This is a genomic window from Kingella bonacorsii, from assembly GCF_016623605.1.
GTDB lineage: Bacteria > Pseudomonadota > Gammaproteobacteria > Burkholderiales > Neisseriaceae > Kingella_B > Kingella_B oralis.
In genome coordinates, this window is the sequence record NZ_JAEHNZ010000002.1 from 604405 (window position 1) to 624427 (window position 20023).

Genomic DNA, 20023 nt, shown 5'->3' on the forward strand with positions numbered 1-20023 from the left:
ATATTTAGGCAGCCTGAAATTTTATTACTATCTTGCAAAATCAAACGTTTAAAACAGCATCTTGGCGAGCGCTCTTGTATCTCCGCGCCAACTACACCATACTACATCCACGCAATCGCGTAAGGCAACGCTCTATATCTAAATAGCATTCGCAGTCGGCATTGCCCTCAACAACTCATCAAGGAGACCGTCATGGCTAAAAATCTAAACGTGTTTGACAAAGAGTATGGTTTATTGATTAACGGCGCGTGGACGAAGCCCGCCAATTTGCTCGCTTCCTACAACCCCGCCAATGGTGCGGAACTGGCAAAATTCACCGATGCCAGCGATGCCGATGTGGATGCCGCTGTTGCCGCCGCGCAAGAAGCGTTCAAAACTTGGAAAAAAACCACCACCACCGAGCGCGCGGCTATTTTGAACAAAATCGCTGACGTGATTGACGAGAATGCCGAATTATTCGCGCTGCAAGAAACGCTGGACAACGGCAAACCCATCCGCGAAACCCGCGCCGCCGATATTCCGCTGGCTTCCGACCATTTCCGCTATTTTGCCAGCGTGATTCGCGGCGAAGAGGGCACTGCCAACCAATTGGACGAGGAAGATTTGTCGCTGGTGTTGCGCGAGCCGATTGGCGTGGTGGGGCAAATCATTCCGTGGAACTTCCCGTTTTTGATGGCAGCTTGGAAAATCGCGCCTGCGTTGGCGGCGGGCTGCACCATTGTGATTCATCCGTCCAGCAGCACGTCTTTGAGCCTGTTGTCGCTCGCGCAAAAAATCAATCATTTGCTGCCCAAAGGCGTGTTGAATGTGATTACGGGGCGCGGCAGCAAATCGGGCGAATATATGCTGCACCACAAAGGCTTCAACAAGCTGGCGTTTACCGGTTCAACCGAAGTGGGCCGCCGCGTGGGCATTGCCGCTGCGGAATTGCTGATTCCTTCTACTTTGGAATTGGGCGGCAAATCGGCCAACATTTTCTTTGACGATATGCCGTTTGACAAAGCGTTGGAAGGCGCGCAAAAAGGCATTTTGTTCAACCAAGGGCAAGTGTGCTGCGCGGGTTCGCGGATTTTTGTGCAAGAGGGCATTTACGATAAATTCGTGGCTGCGCTGGCAGAGGAATTTAAAAAAGTGAAACTGGGCCTGCCTTGGGAAGACGACACGCAAATGGGTTCGCAAGTGAACGCGGGGCAGCTGGAAACGATTTTGAAATATGTGAAAATCGGCGAGCAAGAGGGCTGCCGCATCATCACGGGCGGTAAGAAAGTGGCGGGCGATTTGGCCGGCGGCGAATTTGTCGAGCCTACTTTGATTGAGGTGAAAGACAACAGCGCGCGCGTGGCGCAAGAGGAAATCTTCGGTCCGGTGGCGACTGTCATCAAGTTTAAAACGGAAGAAGAAGTGGTTGCCATGGCAAACGACAGCGAATACGGCTTGGGCGGCGCGGTGTGGACGCGCGACATCAACCGTGCGTTGCGCGTGTCGCGCGCGCTGGAAACAGGGCGCGTGTGGGTGAATTGCTATAACCGCTTGCCTGCCGGCGCGCCGTTTGGCGGCTACAAAACGTCGGGCATCGGGCGCGAAACGCATAAAATGATGCTGGCGGCTTACACGCAAGTGAAAAACATTTACATCAGCACCCGCGAAGAGCGCGAAGGCTTGTATTGATGTAGGTTAAGCAGGCAGCCTGAAAACGGGGTTCTCCATTTTCAGGCTGCCTTTTTGCGGCTATGATTTTGCGGTTTGATGTGTGGCGGGAACGGGCATGCCCCTCCGCGCAAATGATTTTCAGGCTGCCCATAAGGAGTGCGGTTATGTCTTTTTCTCGGTTGAAACCTTTGGCGGTAACGATGTTGGCAACGGCTTTGGCGGCGTGCATGTCGCAGCCGATGGCTGACCGCGTGGCGGCGGTGTCTATGGAAACTGCGCCCGATAATGCGATGGCGCATAAATCGGTGGCGCGGGCGGAGCGGCTGGGCACGCAATGGGGCGATGAAGTGCAATCGTCTGTGCGCCATGTGAACTTGATTCGCGTGGACTCGCAGCCTTTGGCGGAACACGTTTTGCATTATTCGGCAAAGGATTATCGCGGGCGCAGCCTGAATTCTATTTCGCTGGCGGCGGGCAGGGTGGCGCTTTCGGTGCAGGGTGATAACCGCCACGCTTTGCCGATTTTCCGCGACAACGGGCGGTATTTCTTGCGCGGCAAGGCGGGGCAGGCTTATCAGCTGGTGTATCAGAACAACAGCGATAAAACGCTGGAAATTGTGGCGAGTGTGGACGGCTTGGATGTGATTTCCGGCAGGGCGGCAAGCCGTTATCACAGCGGTTATGTATTGCGCCCGCATGGCACGTTGAGAATTGAAGGTTTCCGTAAGAGCGACAGCTCGGTGGCTTCGTTTATTTTTGGCAAGCCAAGCGATGCTTATGCGGCGAACACAGACGCGGGGTCGGTGCAGAACGTGGGCGTGATTGGCACGGCGGTTTTTGAACTGCGCGACCCGAATCGTGCGCCTGATGGGGCGGCGAATGCGTTTCCTGCGGATGGGGAGCGGGATAATGGTTATGCGAAAGCGCCGAGGTAGTTTGGTGTGAATGAGGCAGCCTGAAAGTGGGGAAAACCGTTTTCAGGCTGCCTTTGTGTTTGGAATGGGGGTGATGTGAACACGAATAGCGGGATAAATCAGAAATGCCAATCAATCGGCGTGTAGGAGATGTGCTACAGGCACGCACGTGGACTTTGGTTGAGGATTGGCAAACCGCGTGCGTGGCAAAGCCACACGCCCTATTGGTGTTGGTGTGATTTTGTCTCGCTACAAAAGACAGCCTGAAAACAGAAATATGGTTTTCAGGCTGCCTTTAATAGTGGAAATAGAGCAGGGCGATGTGAACAAGATTTTGAGGCAGCCTGAAATCTTGGCGAAACCGCCGACCCCATCCAACTGCTGTCATGCTCATCCACGCGGGCATAACGGCATTTCTTGCTTTTCAGGCTGCCTTTGGGCTTGGGCAAAGGTTTCAGGCTGCCTCTGCCTACGCCATCCCCGCAAACACCTCCGCCGCCACCGCAATCGTTTCGTCCACCAGTTCCGCCGTGTGCGCGGCAGACATAAAGCTGGCTTCATACGCCGATGGTCCGAGTGCCACGCCGCGTTCCAGCAGCCCGTGGAAAAAGGTTTTAAACGCGGCGATGTTGGAAGCTGCCATGTCGCTGTAATTTTGCGGGGCGTGGTCGGCAAAATAAAAGCCAAACATGCCGCCGATGCTGTCGGCGGTGAAGGTGATGCCTGCTTGTTTTGCGGCTTGGTTGATGCCGTTTACCAGTTGCTCGGTGCGCGCGGTGAGGTGTTCGTAAAAGCCTGTGCGTTGGATGATTTCCAGCGTTTTCAAGCCCGCTGCCACGGCAACGGGGTTGCCCGACAAGGTGCCTGCTTGGTAAACCGCGCCCAACGGCGAAATGCAGTCCATAATCTCTTTTTTACCACCAAACGCTGCCAGCGGCATCCCGCCGCCGATGACTTTGCCCATGGTGGTCAAATCGGGCGTGATGCCGTGCACCGATTGCGCGCCGCCCAACGCCACGCGAAAGCCAGTCATTACTTCGTCGTAAATCAACACACTGCCGTGTTGCGCGGTGATTTGGCGCAGCGTGTGCACAAATTCTGGGCTCGGTTTCACCAAGTTCATGTTGCCCGCAATCGGCTCCAAAATCACGCAGGCGATTTGCTCGCCAAACTGCTCAAAACAGGTTTTCAGGCTGCCTACATCGTTATACGGCAGCACGATGGTGTGTTGAGTGAAATCGGCAGGCACGCCCGCCGAGCTGGGGTTGGCAAACGTGAGCAAGCCGCTGCCCGCTTTCACCAGCAAGCTGTCGGAATGCCCGTGGTAGCAGCCTTCAAACTTCACAATCTTGTCGCGCCCCGTGTAGCCGCGCGCCAAGCGGATGGCAGACATCGTTGCCTCCGTGCCCGACGACACCAAGCGCAAACGCTCCACGCTGGGCATAATTTGTGCGATGGCTTCTGCGATGACGATTTCCGCCTCCGTGGGCGCACCAAACGACAGCCCGCCCAACGCCGTCTCGCGCACCGCTTCAATCACCTCGGGATGTGCGTGTCCCACAATCGCCGGCCCCCACGAGCCAACGTAATCAATATAACGCTGCCCGTTTTCATCCCACACAAACGCCCCCTGCGCCTTGCGGATAAAACGCGGCACGCCCCCCACGCTGCCAAATGCCCGCACAGGCGAGTTCACGCCGCCGGGGATAATTTTTTTTGCACGTTCAAAAAGCTGCTCATTGCGGTTTGCCATGATGATTTTCCTGTTGATTGAGTAAAAATGAAATTTTAGCATTTAAGGCAGCCTGAAAATACCGCCCAAGCCATTTTCAGGCTGTCTATTGAGCGGAAAACAAGCAAACGCAAGCCAACTACCACGCCTGCAATAGGCAGCCTGAAAACCGTGTGAAGCCGCAAACGACGGCGCAGCAAAGGCGTGCTAATCCGTTGCCAACTATTAAATGCGCCCTGCACATAGTTTTCAGGCTGCCTTATTATGGCGGGCAACAAAGGCAGCCTGAAAATCAGCAAAACACCGCAGCCCAGCCCATCTTCGCCGTGCAAGCAACGCCCGCAAATCCGCTATAATTCCTCTCCTTTTTCCATCCCCAGCACGCCATGAACCCCAGCAAAAAACACAACCCCAAACACAGCAACCAAGTCCGCATCATCGGCGGCGACCTACGCGGCAGAAAAATCCCCTTTATCAGCGCAGACGGTTTGCGCCCCACCCCCGACAGCGTGCGCGAACGCCTGTTCAACTGGCTCGGGCAAAACCTCACCGCACAACACACCCTAGACCTCTTTGCAGGCAGCGGCGTACTCAGCTTTGAAGCCATCTCCCGCCACGCCCAAAGCGCCACCCTGTGCGACACCCATCCCCAAACCGTCCGCCAACTCCGCAGCATCGCCCAACAGCTCAACATCGCCCGCCAAACCCACATCCACCAACAAAACGCCATCGCCTACCTGCGCGCCACCACCCAGCAATACCACACCCTATTTCTAGACCCGCCCTACGCATGGAATGATTGGGTAAATCTGTTTCCCGCCATTCAGCCCCGTCTTCATGCCCATGCTTATGTTTACCTGGAAGCCGGCCAAATTCCCCCGCTGCCGGAATGGCTATCCATCCATCGGCAAGGCAAAGCGGGGCAAAGCCGATTTCTGCTGCTCAAACATACTCAACCCACTGATTAAAATAAACATAATAACCATTCTCAAACCGTAAAACGCACTGCAAAAGCAGCCTGAAAATAAAAAATCCGCTATAATCCAGCCCCATTTCAAACCACACAAAGAGATTCAAAATGTCCCTATTCATCACCGATGAATGCATCAACTGCGATGTATGCGAACCCGAATGCCCCAACGATGCCATCTCGCAAGGCGAAGAAATCTACGAAATCAACCCCAACCTATGCACCCAATGCGTCGGACACTACGATGAACCCCAATGCCAACAAGTCTGCCCCGTAGACTGCATCCTGATAGACGAAGAACACCCTGAAACCCATGAGCAGCTGCTCGCCAAATACTACAAAATCGTCCAAGAAAAATAAACGCAAAAACAAAAACATCCAACAAAATAACAAACTTATGCTTGACCAAAATTTAAAAACTAACGTATAGTTGCAATTCTTTTGGTGGGATTCCCGAGCGGTCAAAGGGAGCAGACTGTAAATCTGCCACGAAAGTTTCGAAGGTTCGAATCCTTCTCCCACCACCATAAAATTCTTGCTGTATTTTGGAGTAGAAAATAAGCGGGTGTAGCTCAATGGTAGAGCAGAAGCCTTCCAAGCTTACGGTGAGGGTTCGATTCCCTTCACCCGCTCCAAATTAAAGCCCATGTAGCTCAGGGGTAGAGCACTCCCTTGGTAAGGGAGAGGCCGGCAGTTCAAATCTGCCCATGGGCACCATCTAAAAATATTTCCAAATCCAATTTATTAACAAACTAACTGAATAGGAATTTGCCATGGCAAAGGAAAAATTTGAACGTAGCAAACCGCACGTAAACGTTGGCACCATCGGTCACGTTGACCATGGTAAAACCACTTTGACTGCTGCCCTGACCACCATCTTGGCAGAAAAATTCGGCGGCACAGCAAAAGCGTACGACCAAATCGACGCCGCTCCCGAAGAGAAAGCACGCGGTATTACCATTAACACCGCACACGTTGAATACGAAACCGAAACTCGCCACTACGCACACGTTGACTGCCCAGGGCACGCCGACTATGTGAAAAACATGATTACAGGCGCAGCGCAAATGGACGGCGCCATCTTGGTGGTATCTGCTGCTGACGGTCCTATGCCCCAAACGCGTGAACACATCTTGTTGGCCCGCCAAGTAGGCGTACCTTACATCATCGTGTTTATGAACAAATGTGACATGGTGGACGATGCTGAGTTGTTGGAATTAGTAGAAATGGAAATCCGCGACTTGTTGTCTAGCTACGATTTCCCAGGTGATGACTGCCCAATCGTACAAGGTTCAGCTTTGAAAGCCCTAGAAGGCGATGCTGCCTACAAAGAAAAAATCTTTGAATTGGCTGCCGCATTGGATAGCTACATCCCCACCCCAGAACGCGCCATTGACAAACCTTTCTTGTTGCCAATTGAAGACGTATTCTCCATCTCTGGTCGCGGTACCGTAGTAACAGGTCGTGTAGAACGCGGCGTTATCCACGTAGGCGACGAGATTGAAATCGTAGGCTTGAAAGACACTCAAAAAACCACTTGCACCGGTGTGGAAATGTTCCGCAAATTGCTGGACGAAGGTCAAGCAGGCGACAACGTAGGCGTATTGTTGCGCGGTACCAAACGCGAAGAAGTAGAACGCGGTCAAGTATTGGCAAAACCCGGCACCATTACCCCTCACACCAAATTTAAAGCCGAAGTGTATGTATTGAGCAAAGAAGAAGGTGGTCGTCATACCCCATTCTTCGCCAACTACCGTCCACAATTCTACTTCCGTACTACTGACGTAACGGGTGCGGTTACCTTGTCTGAAGGCGTAGAAATGGTGATGCCGGGTGAAAACGTAACCATCACCGTTGAATTGATTGCACCGATTGCGATGGAAGAAGGCTTGCGCTTTGCGATTCGCGAAGGTGGTCGCACAGTAGGTGCGGGCGTTGTGGCTAGCGTGATTGCTTAATTAAGGTTAATAGGCCAATAGCTCAATTGGTAGAGTATCGGTCTCCAAAACCGAGGGTTGTAGGTTCGAGACCTACTTGGCCTGCCATAATAGAAAACTAACCGGTCTAGAATCGGTTAGTTTTTTTCTTATCTATTTATTTCGGGTGAAAAATGAATAAAAGTGCTCACCAAGATAATCGAGTTAGATTTAATTTATTTCGATATATCAAAGATTCTGTTGCGGAAGTAAAAAAAGTAGTGTGGCCCAGCCGTAGTGACACAGTGCGAATGACGATGTTCGTGATTGCATTTACATGTGTTTTTGCTATTTTTATTTATGGCGTAGATACCCTTATTGGGATAGTGTTTAATTATATTTTGGTAAAGGGATAATAATGTCAAAGCAATGGTATGTCGTGCAAGCTTATTCTGGATTTGAAAAAAATGTGCAGAAGGCGTTAAAGGAGAGAATAGCGCGAGAGGGGGTGGAGAATTATTTTGGTCAGATTTTAGTTCCCGTTGAAGAGGTGGTTGATATTAAAAACGGGCGCAAAACGGTTTCTGAAAGAAAGTTTTTTCCCGGTTATGTGTTGGTAGAAATGGAAATGACTGATGCTTCATGGCATCTTGTCAAAAGCACACCTAGGGTGAATGGTTTTATCGGTGGGACTGCAAACCGCCCTTTACCAATATCTCAACGAGAAGTTAACTCCATCATGGAGCAATTTGGTGGCATGCAAGGAGAGAAGAAGCCTAAGCCTAAAACCGAATTTGAAGTTGGGCAACAGGTTCGAATTAATGATGGTCCTTTTGCTGATTTCACAGGTGATGTGAACACGGTTGATTATGAACGTAGCAAATTGCGTGTTTCTGTTCAGGTTTTTGGGCGAGAAACGCCTGTCGAATTGGATTTTGGGCAAGTGGAGAAAATATAAGGCGTGGGTAATCTGTTGTGATTTCGGTATTGCTTAAAATACAATAATTATTTACAATAGACAATTCGTTTTTTGGGGAGCGGATTTTCCGCGTTATACCCGTTTTTTGGAGTAAATTTAAAATGGCTAAAAAAGTAGTCGGCTATATTAAACTGCAAATTCCTGCAGGTAAAGCCAATCCTTCACCACCCGTTGGTCCTGCATTGGGTCAACGTGGTTTGAATATTATGGAGTTTTGTAAGGCGTTTAATGCGGCAACGCAAGGTATGGAACCTGGTTTGCCTACGCCTGTTGTGATTACTGCGTATGCGGATAAATCGTTTACGTTTGTAATGAAAACGCCACCTGCGTCTATTTTGTTGAAAAAAGCAGCGGGCTTGCAAAAAGGTAGCTCTAATCCTTTGACCAATAAGGTGGGTACGGTCACTCGTGCGCAATTGGAAGAGATTGCTAAAACTAAGCAGCCTGATTTGACTGCAGCAGACTTGGATGCCGCGGTTCGTACGATTGCAGGTTCTGCACGTTCTATGGGCTTGAATACGGAAGGAGTGGTGTAATGGCTAAGGTTTCTAAACGCTTAAAAGCTATTCGTGCCACAGTAGAAGCTAACAAACTGTATGCGCTTGATGAAGCTATTGCTTTGGTAAAAAAAGCGGCAACTGCAAAATTTGATGAGTCTATTGATGTTTCATTTAACTTGGGCGTAGATCCACGTAAATCCGACCAAGTTATTCGTGGCTCAGTTGTGTTGCCAAAAGGTACAGGTAAAACCACACGCGTAGCTGTATTTACGCAAGGTGCAAACGCTGATGCGGCAAAAGCTGCTGGTGCAGATATTGTTGGCTTTGAAGATTTGGCAGAAGAGATCAAAAAAGGCAACATGGATTTTGATGTTGTGATTGCCTCGCCTGATGCTATGCGTATTGTAGGTCAGTTGGGTACGATTTTGGGACCACGCGGATTGATGCCAAATCCTAAGGTTGGCACAGTAACACCTAATGTGGCGGAGGCAGTTAAAAATGCTAAAGCGGGTCAGGTGCAATATCGTACTGATAAAGCAGGTATCGTTCATGCAACAATCGGTCGTGCTTCGTTTGTGGAAGCGGACTTGAAAGAAAATTTTGATGCTCTGCTTGATGCTTTGGTAAAAGCAAAACCTGCCGCTGCTAAAGGGCAGTATTTGAAAAAAATCGCCGTATCCAGCACGATGGGCTTGGGTGTGCGTGTAGATACATCTAGCGTTAATAGCTAATGAAATTTTAGGCTGTTTGTTTTTCAGGCAGCCTGAAACTGGGCTACTTAAATAAAATTAAGTAGGAGTCCAAGACCGTAGGGAACGCAAGTTTTAATCGTTAGAAACCCTACGCAGACGGTAGTCCTGAAACAAGGTAGTGCGTGAGCGTGTCGCTTGCAAAGTGTCTTTAACATCAGGTTGCCGCGCTGGTGGGTAGTCTGTTTTCAGGCTGCCTGAATTTAAACAGTGGGAGGTAGACCTTGAGTCTCAATATTGAAACCAAGAAAGCAGCCGTAGAAGAGATTGTGGCAGGTATTGCCAATGCTCAAACTATGGTGGTTGCTGAATATCGCGGTATCAGTGTTGCCAGCATGACCGAACTGCGTGCGAATGCGCGTAAAGAAGGCGTTTATTTGCGCGTTCTGAAGAACACATTGGCTCGTCGTGCGGTTGAAGGAACTTCTTTTGCAGCTTTGGCTGAACAAATGGTTGGTCCATTGGTTTATGCTGCATCGGAAGATGCGGTAGCCGCTGCGAAAGTGCTGCACCAATTCGCGAAAAAAGATGACAAAATCATCATCAAAGCAGGTTCTTATAACGGTGATATGCTAGATGCTGCCCAAGTGGGCGAGTTGGCATCTATTCCAAGCCGAGAAGAGCTGTTGTCCAAACTGTTGTTTGTTATGCAAGCACCTGTTTCAGGTTTTGCACGTGGTTTGGCTGCTTTGGCAGAGAAAAAAGAGAACGAAGCGGCTTAATTGCGTGTTTTGTGAACTTGGATTTTGTTTTTAAATTTTAATTTTTACTCAATATTTTAGGAGTTTAATAGCATGGCTATTACAAAAGAAGACATTTTGGAAGCGGTAAGCAACCTGACTGTAATGGAATTGAACGAGCTGGTTAAAGCTTTTGAAGAAAAATTCGGCGTGTCTGCTGCGGCTGTTGCCGTTGCGGCTGGTCCTGCTGCTGGCGGTGCTGCTGCTGGCGAAGCCAAAACTGAATTTGATGTGATTTTGGCATCTGCCGGCGACCAAAAAGTTGGCGTGATTAAAGTGGTTCGTGCCATCACTGGCTTGGGCTTGAAAGAAGCTAAAGACTTGGTTGACGGTGCGCCTAAAACCCTTAAAGAAGGTGTTTCACAAGCAGAAGCTGATGACATCAAAAAACAATTGGAAGAAGCTGGCGCAAAAGTGGAAATCAAATAAGATTTCGCCAATTAGCGCAATGGGCTGGCAGTTTTACTGCCAGCCTTGTTGTGCTTTGAAACCAGCTCTTTGTGTAAATTTACCAAGATTTACTTTAGTATTGTAAGCGTGAGTAAAATTTTGGTAAATCTATATTAATTTTGCTTATCAGGCAGCCTGAAAAGGGTGCTGTCTGTTTTATTCTTATCTATTTGAATATTTAGGTTTTTCTTTTTTCAGACTGCCTGAAATTCTGTTTTCTTCATTGTTGCCCATTTGGAGTCTCTAAATCATGAGTTACACCTTTACCGAGAAAAAGCGCATCCGCAAAAGTTTCGCCAAACGTGAAACCGTTTTGGATGTGCCTTATCTGCTGACAACTCAGTTGGAATCGTACAGCAAGTTTTTGCAACAAGATTGTGCGCCTCAAAAACGCAAGGATGAGGGCTTGCAAGCGGCATTCAGTTCTATTTTTCCTATTGTGAGCAACAATGGTTACGCAGAATTGCAATTTGACCAATATGTATTGGGTGAGCCCGAATTTGACATCGCCGAATGCCAATTGCGTGGCATCACTTATGCTGCGCCTTTGCGCGCCAAAATCAAACTGGCTATTTTCAATAAAGAAGGCTCAAACAAAGTAGAAGAGCGTGAATTGAAAGAGATTCGTGCCAATGATGTGTATATGGGCGAAATTCCTTTGATGACACCCAGCGGTTCGTTTGTGATCAACGGCACAGAGCGCGTAATTGTGTCTCAGCTGCACCGCTCGCCCGGTGTGTTCTTTGAGCATGACCGTGGCAAAACGCACGCATCCGGCAAATTATTGTTTTCTGCGCGAATTATTCCTTATCGCGGCTCGTGGTTAGATTTTGAGTTTGACCCCAAAGATTTGCTTTATTTCCGTATTGACCGCCGCCGCAAAATGCCTGTAACCATTTTGCTGCGCGCTTTGGGCTACAACAACGAACAAATCTTGGCGATGTTCTTTGATTTGGAAACATATTATTTATCCGGCACAGGTGTGCAAACGGCGCTGGTGCCTGAGCGCTTGCGCGGTGAAACAGCAAAATTTGATATCGCCGACAATGAGGGTAATGTGTTGGTTGCGGCAGGCAAGCGCATCAATGCGAGAAATATTCGCGATATTCAGGCTGCCGGTCTTACCCGCTTGAATATTGATGCTGAAAGTCTGATTGGCAAAATTATCGCGCGTGATGTGATTGTGCCTGATACGGGTGAAGTGTTGGCAACGGCAAACGCGGAAATCACAGAAGAATTGTTGGCGCAATTTGATATTCAAGGCATTAAAGAAATCCAAACTTTGTTTGTGAGCGAAACCGAAGCGGGTGCGTACATTTCTGCAACGTTGAATACGGACGAAACGGCTGATCAACAAGCCGCCAAAATTGCAATTTACCGCATGATGCGCCCTGGTGAACCGCCTACTGAAGAAGCGGTGGAAGCCTTGTTTAACCGATTGTTCTTCCAAGAAGAAAGCTATGATTTGTCGCGCGTGGGCCGCATGAAATTCAACACCCGCACTTATGAGCAAAAATTGCTGCCCGTGCAAGAAAACAACTGGTATGGCAGATTGCTCAATCAAACTTTTGCGGGCGTCGGCGAAAAAGAAGCCAAGCTGCACATTCTAAGCGTGGAAGACATTGTGGTAACGATTGCCACGCTGGTAGAGTTGCGTAACGGGCATGGCGAGGTGGACGATATTGACCACTTGGGCAACCGCCGTGTACGTTCGGTGGGCGAATTGGTGGAAAACCAATTCCGCAGCGGTTTGGCGCGTGTGGAGCGTGCCGTTAAAGAGCGTTTGAACCAAGCTGAAAGCGAAGGTTTGATGCCAACCGATTTGATTAACGCAAAACCTGTTTCCGCTGCGATTAAAGAGTTTTTCGGTTCTAGCCAGTTGTCGCAGTTTATGGATCAAACCAATCCGCTGTCTGAAATCACGCACAAGCGCCGTGTTTCGGCTTTGGGGCCGGGTGGTTTGACACGCGAACGCGCGGGCTTTGAAGTGCGCGACGTACACCCAACGCATTACGGTCGCGTGTGCCCAATTGAAACACCAGAAGGTCCAAACATTGGTTTGATTAACTCGCTGTCGGTTTACGCACGCACCAACGAATACGGCTTTTTGGAAACACCGTATCGCCGCGTGGTGGACGGCAAAGTAACCAATGAAATTGACTATTTGTCTGCCATTGAAGAAGGCCGCTATGTGATTGCGCAAGCGAATACCGATTTGGATAAACACGGTAAATTGCTCGGCGATTTGATTACCTGCCGCGAAAAAGGCGAAACCATTTTGGCAACGCCTGACCGCGTGCAATATATGGACGTGGCAACGGGGCAAGTGGTATCCGTGGCGGCTTCGCTGATTCCGTTCTTGGAACACGATGACGCGAACCGTGCTTTGATGGGTGCGAACATGCAACGTCAAGCTGTTCCTTGCTTGCGCGCTGAGAAACCGTTGGTGGGAACGGGCATTGAACGCTCGGTAGCCGTGGACAGCGCAACAGCTATTGTGGCGCGGCGCGGCGGCGTGGTGGAATATGTGGACGCAAACCGCGTGGTGGTGCGTGTACATGATGATGAGGCGACGGCCAAAGAAGGCGGTGTGGACATTTACAATTTGGTGAAATTCACCCGTTCCAACCAATCCACCAACATCAACCAACGTCCTGCCGTGAGCGCGGGCGATGTATTGCAACGCGGTGATTTGATTGCCGACGGCGCCTCTACCGATTTGGGCGAATTGGCGCTTGGTCAGAACATGACCATCGCATTTATGCCGTGGAACGGCTACAACTACGAAGACTCTATTTTGATTAGCGAAAGAGTGGCGGCAGACGACCGTTACACCTCTATCCATATCGAAGAGCTGAACGTTGTGGCGCGTGATACCAAATTGGGCGCAGAAGAAATCACCCGCGATATTCCGAATCTGTCGGAAAAAATGCAAAACCGTTTGGACGAAAGCGGCATCATTTATATCGGCGCGGAAGTAGAGGCGGGCGACGTGTTGGTGGGCAAAGTAACGCCCAAAGGCGAAACGCAACTCACGCCGGAAGAAAAACTGCTGCGCGCCATTTTCGGCGAAAAAGCCTCTGACGTGAAAGACACGTCTTTGCGCATGCCAACAGGCATGAGCGGCACGGTGATTGACGTGCAAGTGTTCACGCGCGAGGGCATTCAGCGCGACAAACGCGCCCAAGCCATTATTGATGCGGAATTGAAACGTTACCGTCAAGATTTGAACGACCAAATCCGTATTTTTGACAACGATACGTTTGACCGTATCCAACGCATGATTGTGGGCCAAAAAGCGAATGGCGGTCCGAACAAACTGGGCAAAGGCAAAGTCATCACGCAAGAATATTTGGACGGGCTAACCAGCCGCCACGATTGGTTTGATATTCGCGTTGCCGATGAAGAAATCGCCAAGCAGCTTGAATTGATGAAGCTGTCGTTGCAAGAAAAACGCAGCGAAGCCGAAGCCTTGTTTGAAGTGAAAAAGAAAAAAATGACGCAAGGCGACGAGCTGCCGGCCGGCGTGCAAAAAACCGTGAAAGTGTTTATCGCGATTAAACGCCGCTTGCAAGCGGGCGACAAAATGGCGGGCCGCCATGGGAATAAAGGCGTGGTGTCGCGCATTCTGCCTGTGGAAGACATGCCTTATATGGCGGATGGTCGCACGGTGGACATCGTGTTGAACCCATTGGGCGTGCCTTCGCGTATGAATATCGGTCAGATTTTGGAAGTGCATTTGGGCTGGGCAGCAAAAGGCATCGGTCAGCGTATTGACAAAATGCTGCAAGAGCATCGTAAGGTGAAAGAAATCCGCGCGTTCTTGAACAAGCTGTATAACGGCAGCGGCAAGCACGAGGATTTGGATAGCCTGAGCGACGAAGACATCTTAGTTTTGGCGGATAACCTGCGCCGTGGTGCAACCTTTGCTTCGCCTGTGTTTGACGGCGCGAAGGAAAAAGAAATCTACGAGATGCTGAATTTGGCGTATCCAAGCGATGATCCCGAAGTGCAAAAATTGGGCTTTAACGACACCAAAACGCAAATCACGCTGTATGACGGGCGTTCGGGCGAACCGTTTGACCGCAAAGTAACCGTGGGCGTGATGCACTATCTGAAACTGCACCACTTGGTGGACGAGAAAATGCACGCGCGTTCAACCGGTCCATACAGCTTGGTAACGCAACAACCGTTGGGCGGTAAAGCGCAGTTCGGTGGCCAGCGGTTCGGTGAGATGGAGGTGTGGGCGCTGGAAGCCTACGGCGCGGCGTACACCTTGCAAGAGATGTTGACGGTGAAATCCGATGACGTTACCGGTCGCACGAAGATGTATGAAAACATCGTGAAAGGCGAACACAAAATTGATGCGGGCATGCCTGAATCGTTTAATGTGATTGTGAAAGAAATCCGTTCGCTGGGTTTGGATATTGATTTGGAAAACAATTGATGCCGAGCGAGGCAGCCTGAAAACGCGCAAACCGGTTTTCAGGCTGCATCTAAACGCCAGCGATGCTGTTCGGCAGCCTGAAAATGAATACGCAGCATACGCCGCAAAACCTGTTTCAGGCAGCCTGAAAGCCACCCCATTGCAAAAATCGCCCAATTATTAGGAGCAAAAATGAACCTAACCGATTTATTCGCCCCCCTGCAACAAGCAGGTTCAGAAGAATTTGATGCCATCAAAATCGGCATCGCCTCGCCCGAAACCATCCGCTCATGGTCATACGGCGAAGTGAAAAAGCCCGAAACCATTAACTACCGCACGTTCAAACCCGAGCGCGACGGCTTGTTCTGCGCCAAAATTTTCGGTCCGGTAAAAGACTACGAATGCTTGTGCGGCAAATACAAACGCTTGAAATTCAAAGGCGTAACCTGCGAAAAATGCGGCGTGGAAGTAACGCTCACCAAAGTGCGCCGCGAGCGCATGGGGCATATTGAGCTGGCCGCGCCCGTTGCCCACATCTGGTTCTTGAAATCCCTGCCTTCGCGCTTGGGCATGGTGTTGGACATGACTTTGCGCGACATCGAGCGCGTGTTGTACTTTGAAGCGTTTGTGGTAACCGACCCCGGCTTAACCAATTTGCAACGCCGCCAACTGCTCACCGAAGAAGATTACTACGCCAAATTGGAAGAATACGGCGAAGAGTTTGATGCCTACATGGGCGCGGAAGGTATCCGCGAGTTGTTGCGCAGCCTGAATGTGGAGCAAGAAATTGAAATTTTGCGCCAAGAGTTGCAAGCCACCAGCTCCGACACCAAAATCAAAAAAATCGCCAAACGCCTGAAAGTGCTGGAAGCGTTCCAACGCAGCGGCATGAAGCTGGAATGGATGATTATGGACGTGCTGCCCGTGCTGCCGCCCGATTTGCGCCCGCTCGTGCCATTGGATGGCGGACGTTTTGCCACTTCCGATTTGAACGATTTGTATCGCCGCGTGATTAACCGCAACAACCGTTTGAAACGCTTGTTGGAATTGCGCGCGCCCGACATCATTGTGCGCAACGAAAAACGCATGCTGCAAGAAGCGGTGGACAGCCTGCTGGACAACGGTCGCCGTGGTAAAGCGATGACAGGCGCAAACAAACGCCCATTGAAATCGCTGGCGGATATGATTAAAGGTAAGAGCGGTCGCTTCCGTCAAAACCTGCTGGGTAAACGGGTGGACTATTCGGGTCGTTCCGTGATTACCGTAGGTCCTTACCTGCGCCTGCACCAATGCGGCTTGCCGAAAAAAATGGCATTGGAATTGTTCAAACCCTTTATTTTCCACAAGCTAGAACAGCGCGAACTGGCAACCACCGTTAAGGCAGCCAAAAAATTGGTGGAACAAGAAGTGCCCGAAGTGTGGGACATCTTGGAAGAAGTGATTCGCGAACACCCTATTTTGCTGAACCGTGCGCCTACCTTGCACCGCTTGGGTATTCAAGCGTTTGAGCCGATTTTGATTGAAGGCAAAGCCATCCAGCTGCATCCCTTGGTGTGTGCTGCGTTTAACGCCGACTTTGACGGCGACCAAATGGCGGTTCACGTGCCATTGAGCTTGGAAGCACAAATGGAAGCGCGCACTTTGATGCTGGCTTCTAACAATGTGCTCGCGCCGGCCAACGGCGAGCCGATTATCGTGCCATCGCAAGACATCGTGCTGGGCTTGTATTACATGACCCGCGACAAAATCAACGGCTTGGGCGAGGGCACCTTGTTTGCCGATGTGAAAGAAGTGCACCGCGCTTATCACACCAAACAAGTGGAACTGGGCACCAAAATCACCGTGCGCCTGAAAGAGTGGGTGAAAAATGACGAAGGCGAATACGAAGCCGTCATCAACCGCTACAACACCACCGTTGGGCGCGCATTGTTGAGCGAAATTCTGCCCAAAGGCTTACCGTTTAGCTACATTGACAAAGCGTTGAAGAAAAAAGCGATTTCGCAACTGATTAACGCCTCATTCCGCTTGTGCGGTTTGCGCGATACGGTGATTTTCGCCGACCATTTGATGTACACAGGTTTTGCACTAGCAGCCAAAGGTGGCATTTCCATTTGCGTGGACGACATGGAAATCCCGAAAGAAAAACCGAAATTGCTTGCCGAAGCCAATGCCGAAGTGAAAGAAATTGAAGACCAATACCGTCAAGGTTTGGTAACCAACGGCGAACGCTACAACAAAGTGGTGGATATTTGGGGTCGCGCAGGCGACAAAATCGCCAAAGCGATGATGGACAATCTGTCGGTGCAAAAAGTGCAAGACCGCGAGGGCAACACCGTAAACCAAGAGTCGTTCAACTCCATTTATATGATGGCGGACTCAGGCGCGCGGGGTTCGGCAGCGCAGATTAAACAGTTGTCGGGTATGCGCGGCTTGATGGCGAAACCAGACGGCTCCATCATTGAAACGCCGATTACCGCAAACTTCCGCGAAGGTTTGACCGTGTTGCAATACTTTATTGCGACCCACGGCGCGCGTAAAGGCTTGGCGGATACGGCGTTGAAAACGGCAAACTCAGGTTACCTGACCCGCCGCTTGGTGGACGTTACCCAAGATTTGGTGGTGGTGGAAGACGATTGCGGCACGGATGAAGGCTTTGCCATGAAAGCCGTGGTGCAAGGCGGCGACATCATCGAAGCTCTACGCGACCGCATTTTGGGACGCGTTACCGCCACCGATGTGGTTGACCCCAATTCGGGCGCAACCATTATTGAATCGGGCACGCTGCTTGACGAAAAACTGGTTGATTTGATTGATAACTCAGGCGTGGATGAAGTGAAAGTGCGCACGCCGATTACCTGTCAAACCCGCTATGGCTTGTGCGCCAAATGCTACGGGCGCGACTTGGCGCGCGGTAAATTGGTGAACGCGGGCGAAGCAGTCGGCGTGATTGCGGCGCAGTCTATCGGCGAACCGGGCACCCAGCTGACGATGCGTACGTTCCACATCGGTGGCGCGGCATCGCGTGCGGCGGCGGCGAGCCAAGTGGAAGCCAAGTCTAACGGCACGGTGCGTTTTGGCGGGCAAATGCGTTACATCGCCAATAATAAAGGCGAATTGATTGTGATTGGCCGCTCGTGCGAAATCATGATTTTGGACGCGGCAGGCCGTGAACGCGAGTTGCACAAAATCCCTTACGGCGCGACGCTGAAAGTGCAAGATGGAGAAGAGTTGAAAGCAGGCACGATGCTGGCGACTTGGGATCCGCACACCCATCCGATGATTACCGAACACGCAGGTCGCGTGGAATTTGAAAACGTGGAAGAGGGTGTTACCGTTACCCGTCAAACCGACGATGTTACGGGCTTGTCCACTTTGGTGGTGATTGACGGCAAACGCCGCGCCAGCACCAGCAAATTGCTGCGCCCAACGGTGAAACTGTTGGACGAAAACGGCGAGCCTGTGTTGATTGCGGGCACGCAAACGCCTGTTAGCATGACTTTCCCTGTGGGTGCGATTATCCAAGTGCGCGAAGGGCAAGAAATCGGCAAGGGCGATGTGTTGGCGCGTATTCCGCAAGCGACCACCAAAACACGCGATATTACGGGCGGTTTGCCGCGCGTGGCCGAATTGTTTGAAGCGCGCGTGCCCAAAGACGCCGGCATGCTGGCGGAAGTGACCGGCACGGTGTCGTTCGGCAAGGAAACCAAAGGCAAACAACGTTTGGTGATTACCGATTTGGACGGCGTAACCCATGAAACGCTGATTTCCAAAGAGAAACAGCTTTTGGTGCATGACGGGCAAGTGGTGAACCGTGGCGAAACGGTGGTGGACGGGGCGGTTGACCCGCACGACATCTTGCGTTTGCAAGGCATTGAGGCTTTGACGCGCTACATCGTGCAAGAGGTGCAAGAAGTGTATCGCTTGCAAGGCGTGAAAATTTCCGACAAGCACATTGAAGTGATTATTCGCCAAATGTTGCGCCGCGTGAGCATTGTGGATCCCGGCGATACCAACTTCATCACGGGCGAACAAGTGGAGCGCGCCGAAGTGATGATTGCCAACGAGGCGGCGATTGCGGCGGGCAAAGAGCCTGCGCGTTTTGACAACGTGTTGCTTGGCATCACCAAAGCCTCGCTTTCCACCGACAGCTTTATCTCGGCGGCCTCGTTCCAAGAGACCACGCGCGTGCTCACCGAAGCGGCGATTATGGGTCGCAAAGACGACTTGCGCGGCTTGAAAGAAAACGTGATTGTGGGTCGCTTGATTCCTGCTGGCACAGGTTTGAGCTACCATCGCGCCCGTCGCGCCGCATGGGCAAGCCAACGTGCTGCGGCTGCGGTGGCAGAAAGTCGCGAAGTGATTGCAGCAGAAGCGGCAGAAGCAGCCGATGCCATCGCCATGGATGACGAGGAAGCATAAAGCGCAGTAATAGAGGCAGCCTGAAAACGAGTAAAATCGCTTTTCAGGCTGCCTTTTTATCAACCATTATGAAAGGAAAACGTTATGGAAATGCCTACTCCCGATGTGGCTTATGATGTGCTGGCGAAGTTGAACATTGCTTACGAGCGGTTAGACCACGCGCCGATTACTTCGGTGCGCGACACGGATATTGTATTGCCTGGACAGCAAGTGAAAAATCTGTGTTTGAAAACCAAAAAGGGCAAGCAGTATTTTTTGGTGATTTTGCGCGATGAGAAAAGCGCGGATTTGAAACGCTTGGCAGAAGCGTTGAGCGTGAGCCGCTTGTCGTTTGTGGGCGATGAAGAATTGGCGGCGTTGCTGGCGGTGGAAGCAGGCGCGGTTACACCGTTTGGCGTGCTGTTTGATGCGGATAACAAGGTGCAGGTAGTCATCGACGCGGAGGTGGACGAAACGCAAACGGTGGGCTTTCATCCGTTTATCAACACCACCACGCTGAATATTGCTTATGCCGATTTTGTGCGCTTTTTGGAGTATGCGGGGCATCCGCCGTTGCGGGTAATGTGTTAGCGTTCGCT

The 20023-nt window shown here is 50.8% G+C and carries 17 protein-coding genes and 4 tRNA genes; 19 read left to right on the forward strand and 2 right to left on the reverse strand.

From position 1 onward, the window contains the following. Positions 1 to 192 precede the first annotated feature (192 nt). Together JDW22_RS08130 and JDW22_RS08135 are read left to right on the forward strand one after the other, a co-directional pair. Positions 193 to 1668 (forward strand): aldehyde dehydrogenase family protein, encoded by a 1476-nt coding sequence (locus JDW22_RS08130; RefSeq protein WP_003793121.1) that lies wholly within the window; start codon positions 193 to 195, stop codon positions 1666 to 1668. Between the two features lie 146 nt (positions 1669 to 1814). Continuing rightward, positions 1815 to 2585, forward strand: coding sequence for a hypothetical protein (locus JDW22_RS08135; protein WP_235965033.1), 771 nt, complete (start codon positions 1815 to 1817; stop codon positions 2583 to 2585). Positions 2586 to 3033: 448 nt separating this feature from the next. On the opposite strand, the gene hemL is transcribed toward JDW22_RS08135, so the two are convergent. Both hemL and JDW22_RS08145 read right to left on the reverse strand, forming a co-directional pair. Next, on the reverse strand, positions 3034 to 4317 hold the full coding sequence (hemL, locus tag JDW22_RS08140) for a glutamate-1-semialdehyde 2,1-aminomutase (protein WP_200522604.1): 1284 nt from the start codon (positions 4315 to 4317) through the stop codon (positions 3034 to 3036). A 35-nt stretch (positions 4318 to 4352) separates the two neighbouring features. Further along, positions 4353 to 4628: a hypothetical protein gene (locus JDW22_RS08145; protein ID WP_200522605.1), complete on the reverse strand. Its 276-nt coding sequence runs from the start codon at positions 4626 to 4628 to the stop codon at positions 4353 to 4355. Between the two features lie 54 nt (positions 4629 to 4682). On the opposite strand from JDW22_RS08145, the gene rsmD reads away from it, so the two are divergent. The 17 genes from rsmD (at position 4683) to JDW22_RS08230 (ending at position 20015) form a co-directional block, all read left to right on the forward strand. Next, on the forward strand, positions 4683 to 5264 hold the full coding sequence (rsmD, locus tag JDW22_RS08150) for a 16S rRNA (guanine(966)-N(2))-methyltransferase RsmD (protein ID WP_200522606.1): 582 nt from the start codon (positions 4683 to 4685) through the stop codon (positions 5262 to 5264). 110 nt (positions 5265 to 5374) lie between these two features. Continuing rightward, positions 5375 to 5626 (forward strand): YfhL family 4Fe-4S dicluster ferredoxin, encoded by a 252-nt coding sequence (locus tag JDW22_RS08155; protein ID WP_200522607.1) that lies wholly within the window; start codon positions 5375 to 5377, stop codon positions 5624 to 5626. A gap of 83 nt (positions 5627 to 5709) precedes the next feature. Further along, a tRNA-Tyr gene (locus JDW22_RS08160) sits at positions 5710 to 5793 on the forward strand. A 34-nt stretch (positions 5794 to 5827) separates the two neighbouring features. Beyond that, a tRNA-Gly gene (locus tag JDW22_RS08165) sits at positions 5828 to 5901 on the forward strand. A gap of 7 nt (positions 5902 to 5908) precedes the next feature. Continuing rightward, a tRNA-Thr gene (locus JDW22_RS08170) sits at positions 5909 to 5983 on the forward strand. A gap of 56 nt (positions 5984 to 6039) precedes the next feature. After that, on the forward strand, positions 6040 to 7224 hold the full coding sequence (gene tuf, locus JDW22_RS08175) for an elongation factor Tu (protein WP_003793138.1): 1185 nt from the start codon (positions 6040 to 6042) through the stop codon (positions 7222 to 7224). An 11-nt stretch (positions 7225 to 7235) separates the two neighbouring features. After that, positions 7236 to 7311 (forward strand) — tRNA-Trp (locus JDW22_RS08180). A 65-nt stretch (positions 7312 to 7376) separates the two neighbouring features. Continuing rightward, positions 7377 to 7598: a preprotein translocase subunit SecE gene (gene secE, locus JDW22_RS08185; protein WP_081446068.1), complete on the forward strand. Its 222-nt coding sequence runs from the start codon at positions 7377 to 7379 to the stop codon at positions 7596 to 7598. A 2-nt stretch (positions 7599 to 7600) separates the two neighbouring features. Beyond that, positions 7601 to 8140, forward strand: a complete 540-nt coding sequence (nusG, locus tag JDW22_RS08190; protein ID WP_003793139.1) for a transcription termination/antitermination protein NusG — start codon at positions 7601 to 7603, stop codon at positions 8138 to 8140. Between the two features lie 122 nt (positions 8141 to 8262). Beyond that, entirely contained in the window at positions 8263 to 8697 is a 435-nt protein-coding gene (gene rplK, locus JDW22_RS08195; RefSeq protein WP_003793142.1) for a 50S ribosomal protein L11, read from the forward strand. After that, complete coding sequence (rplA, locus tag JDW22_RS08200; protein WP_200522608.1) at positions 8697 to 9392, forward strand: 50S ribosomal protein L1; 696 nt, start codon at positions 8697 to 8699, stop codon at positions 9390 to 9392. The genes rplK and rplA overlap by 1 nt, the downstream gene beginning before the upstream one ends. A gap of 242 nt (positions 9393 to 9634) precedes the next feature. Further along, positions 9635 to 10132: a 50S ribosomal protein L10 gene (rplJ, locus tag JDW22_RS08205; RefSeq protein ID WP_003793148.1), complete on the forward strand. Its 498-nt coding sequence runs from the start codon at positions 9635 to 9637 to the stop codon at positions 10130 to 10132. Positions 10133 to 10204: 72 nt separating this feature from the next. Further along, complete coding sequence (rplL, locus tag JDW22_RS08210; protein WP_003793150.1) at positions 10205 to 10579, forward strand: 50S ribosomal protein L7/L12; 375 nt, start codon at positions 10205 to 10207, stop codon at positions 10577 to 10579. A 271-nt stretch (positions 10580 to 10850) separates the two neighbouring features. Then, a complete protein-coding gene (rpoB, locus tag JDW22_RS08215) occupies positions 10851 to 15047 on the forward strand; it encodes a DNA-directed RNA polymerase subunit beta (protein ID WP_200522609.1) in 4197 nt (1398 codons plus the stop codon). Beyond that, on the forward strand, positions 15028 to 15210 hold the full coding sequence (locus tag JDW22_RS08220) for a hypothetical protein (RefSeq protein ID WP_003793154.1): 183 nt from the start codon (positions 15028 to 15030) through the stop codon (positions 15208 to 15210). Before rpoB ends, JDW22_RS08220 begins: the two co-directional genes overlap by 20 nt. Before the next feature lie 8 nt (positions 15211 to 15218). Further along, entirely contained in the window at positions 15219 to 19445 is a 4227-nt protein-coding gene (rpoC, locus tag JDW22_RS08225) for a DNA-directed RNA polymerase subunit beta' (RefSeq protein ID WP_200522610.1), read from the forward strand. 84 nt (positions 19446 to 19529) lie between these two features. Continuing rightward, complete coding sequence (locus JDW22_RS08230) at positions 19530 to 20015, forward strand: prolyl-tRNA synthetase associated domain-containing protein (protein WP_200522611.1); 486 nt, start codon at positions 19530 to 19532, stop codon at positions 20013 to 20015. Positions 20016 to 20023 lie beyond the last annotated feature (8 nt).

Coding starts and splice junctions, on each gene's coding strand:
- JDW22_RS08230 (WP_200522611.1), top strand. CDS start 19,530: ATGGAAATGCCTACTCCCGATGTGGCTTATGATGTGCTGGCGAAGTTG.
- JDW22_RS08135 (WP_235965033.1), top strand. CDS start 1,815: ATGTCTTTTTCTCGGTTGAAACCTTTGGCGGTAACGATGTTGGCAACG.
- hemL (WP_200522604.1), bottom strand. CDS start 4,317: ATGGCAAACCGCAATGAGCAGCTTTTTGAACGTGCAAAAAAAATTATC.
- secE (WP_081446068.1), top strand. CDS start 7,377: ATGAATAAAAGTGCTCACCAAGATAATCGAGTTAGATTTAATTTATTT.
- rplL (WP_003793150.1), top strand. CDS start 10,205: ATGGCTATTACAAAAGAAGACATTTTGGAAGCGGTAAGCAACCTGACT.
- rpoB (WP_200522609.1), top strand. CDS start 10,851: ATGAGTTACACCTTTACCGAGAAAAAGCGCATCCGCAAAAGTTTCGCC.
- rsmD (WP_200522606.1), top strand. CDS start 4,683: ATGAACCCCAGCAAAAAACACAACCCCAAACACAGCAACCAAGTCCGC.
- rpoC (WP_200522610.1), top strand. CDS start 15,219: ATGAACCTAACCGATTTATTCGCCCCCCTGCAACAAGCAGGTTCAGAA.
- rplK (WP_003793142.1), top strand. CDS start 8,263: ATGGCTAAAAAAGTAGTCGGCTATATTAAACTGCAAATTCCTGCAGGT.
- nusG (WP_003793139.1), top strand. CDS start 7,601: ATGTCAAAGCAATGGTATGTCGTGCAAGCTTATTCTGGATTTGAAAAA.
- tuf (WP_003793138.1), top strand. CDS start 6,040: ATGGCAAAGGAAAAATTTGAACGTAGCAAACCGCACGTAAACGTTGGC.
- JDW22_RS08130 (WP_003793121.1), top strand. CDS start 193: ATGGCTAAAAATCTAAACGTGTTTGACAAAGAGTATGGTTTATTGATT.
- rplA (WP_200522608.1), top strand. CDS start 8,697: ATGGCTAAGGTTTCTAAACGCTTAAAAGCTATTCGTGCCACAGTAGAA.
- JDW22_RS08155 (WP_200522607.1), top strand. CDS start 5,375: ATGTCCCTATTCATCACCGATGAATGCATCAACTGCGATGTATGCGAA.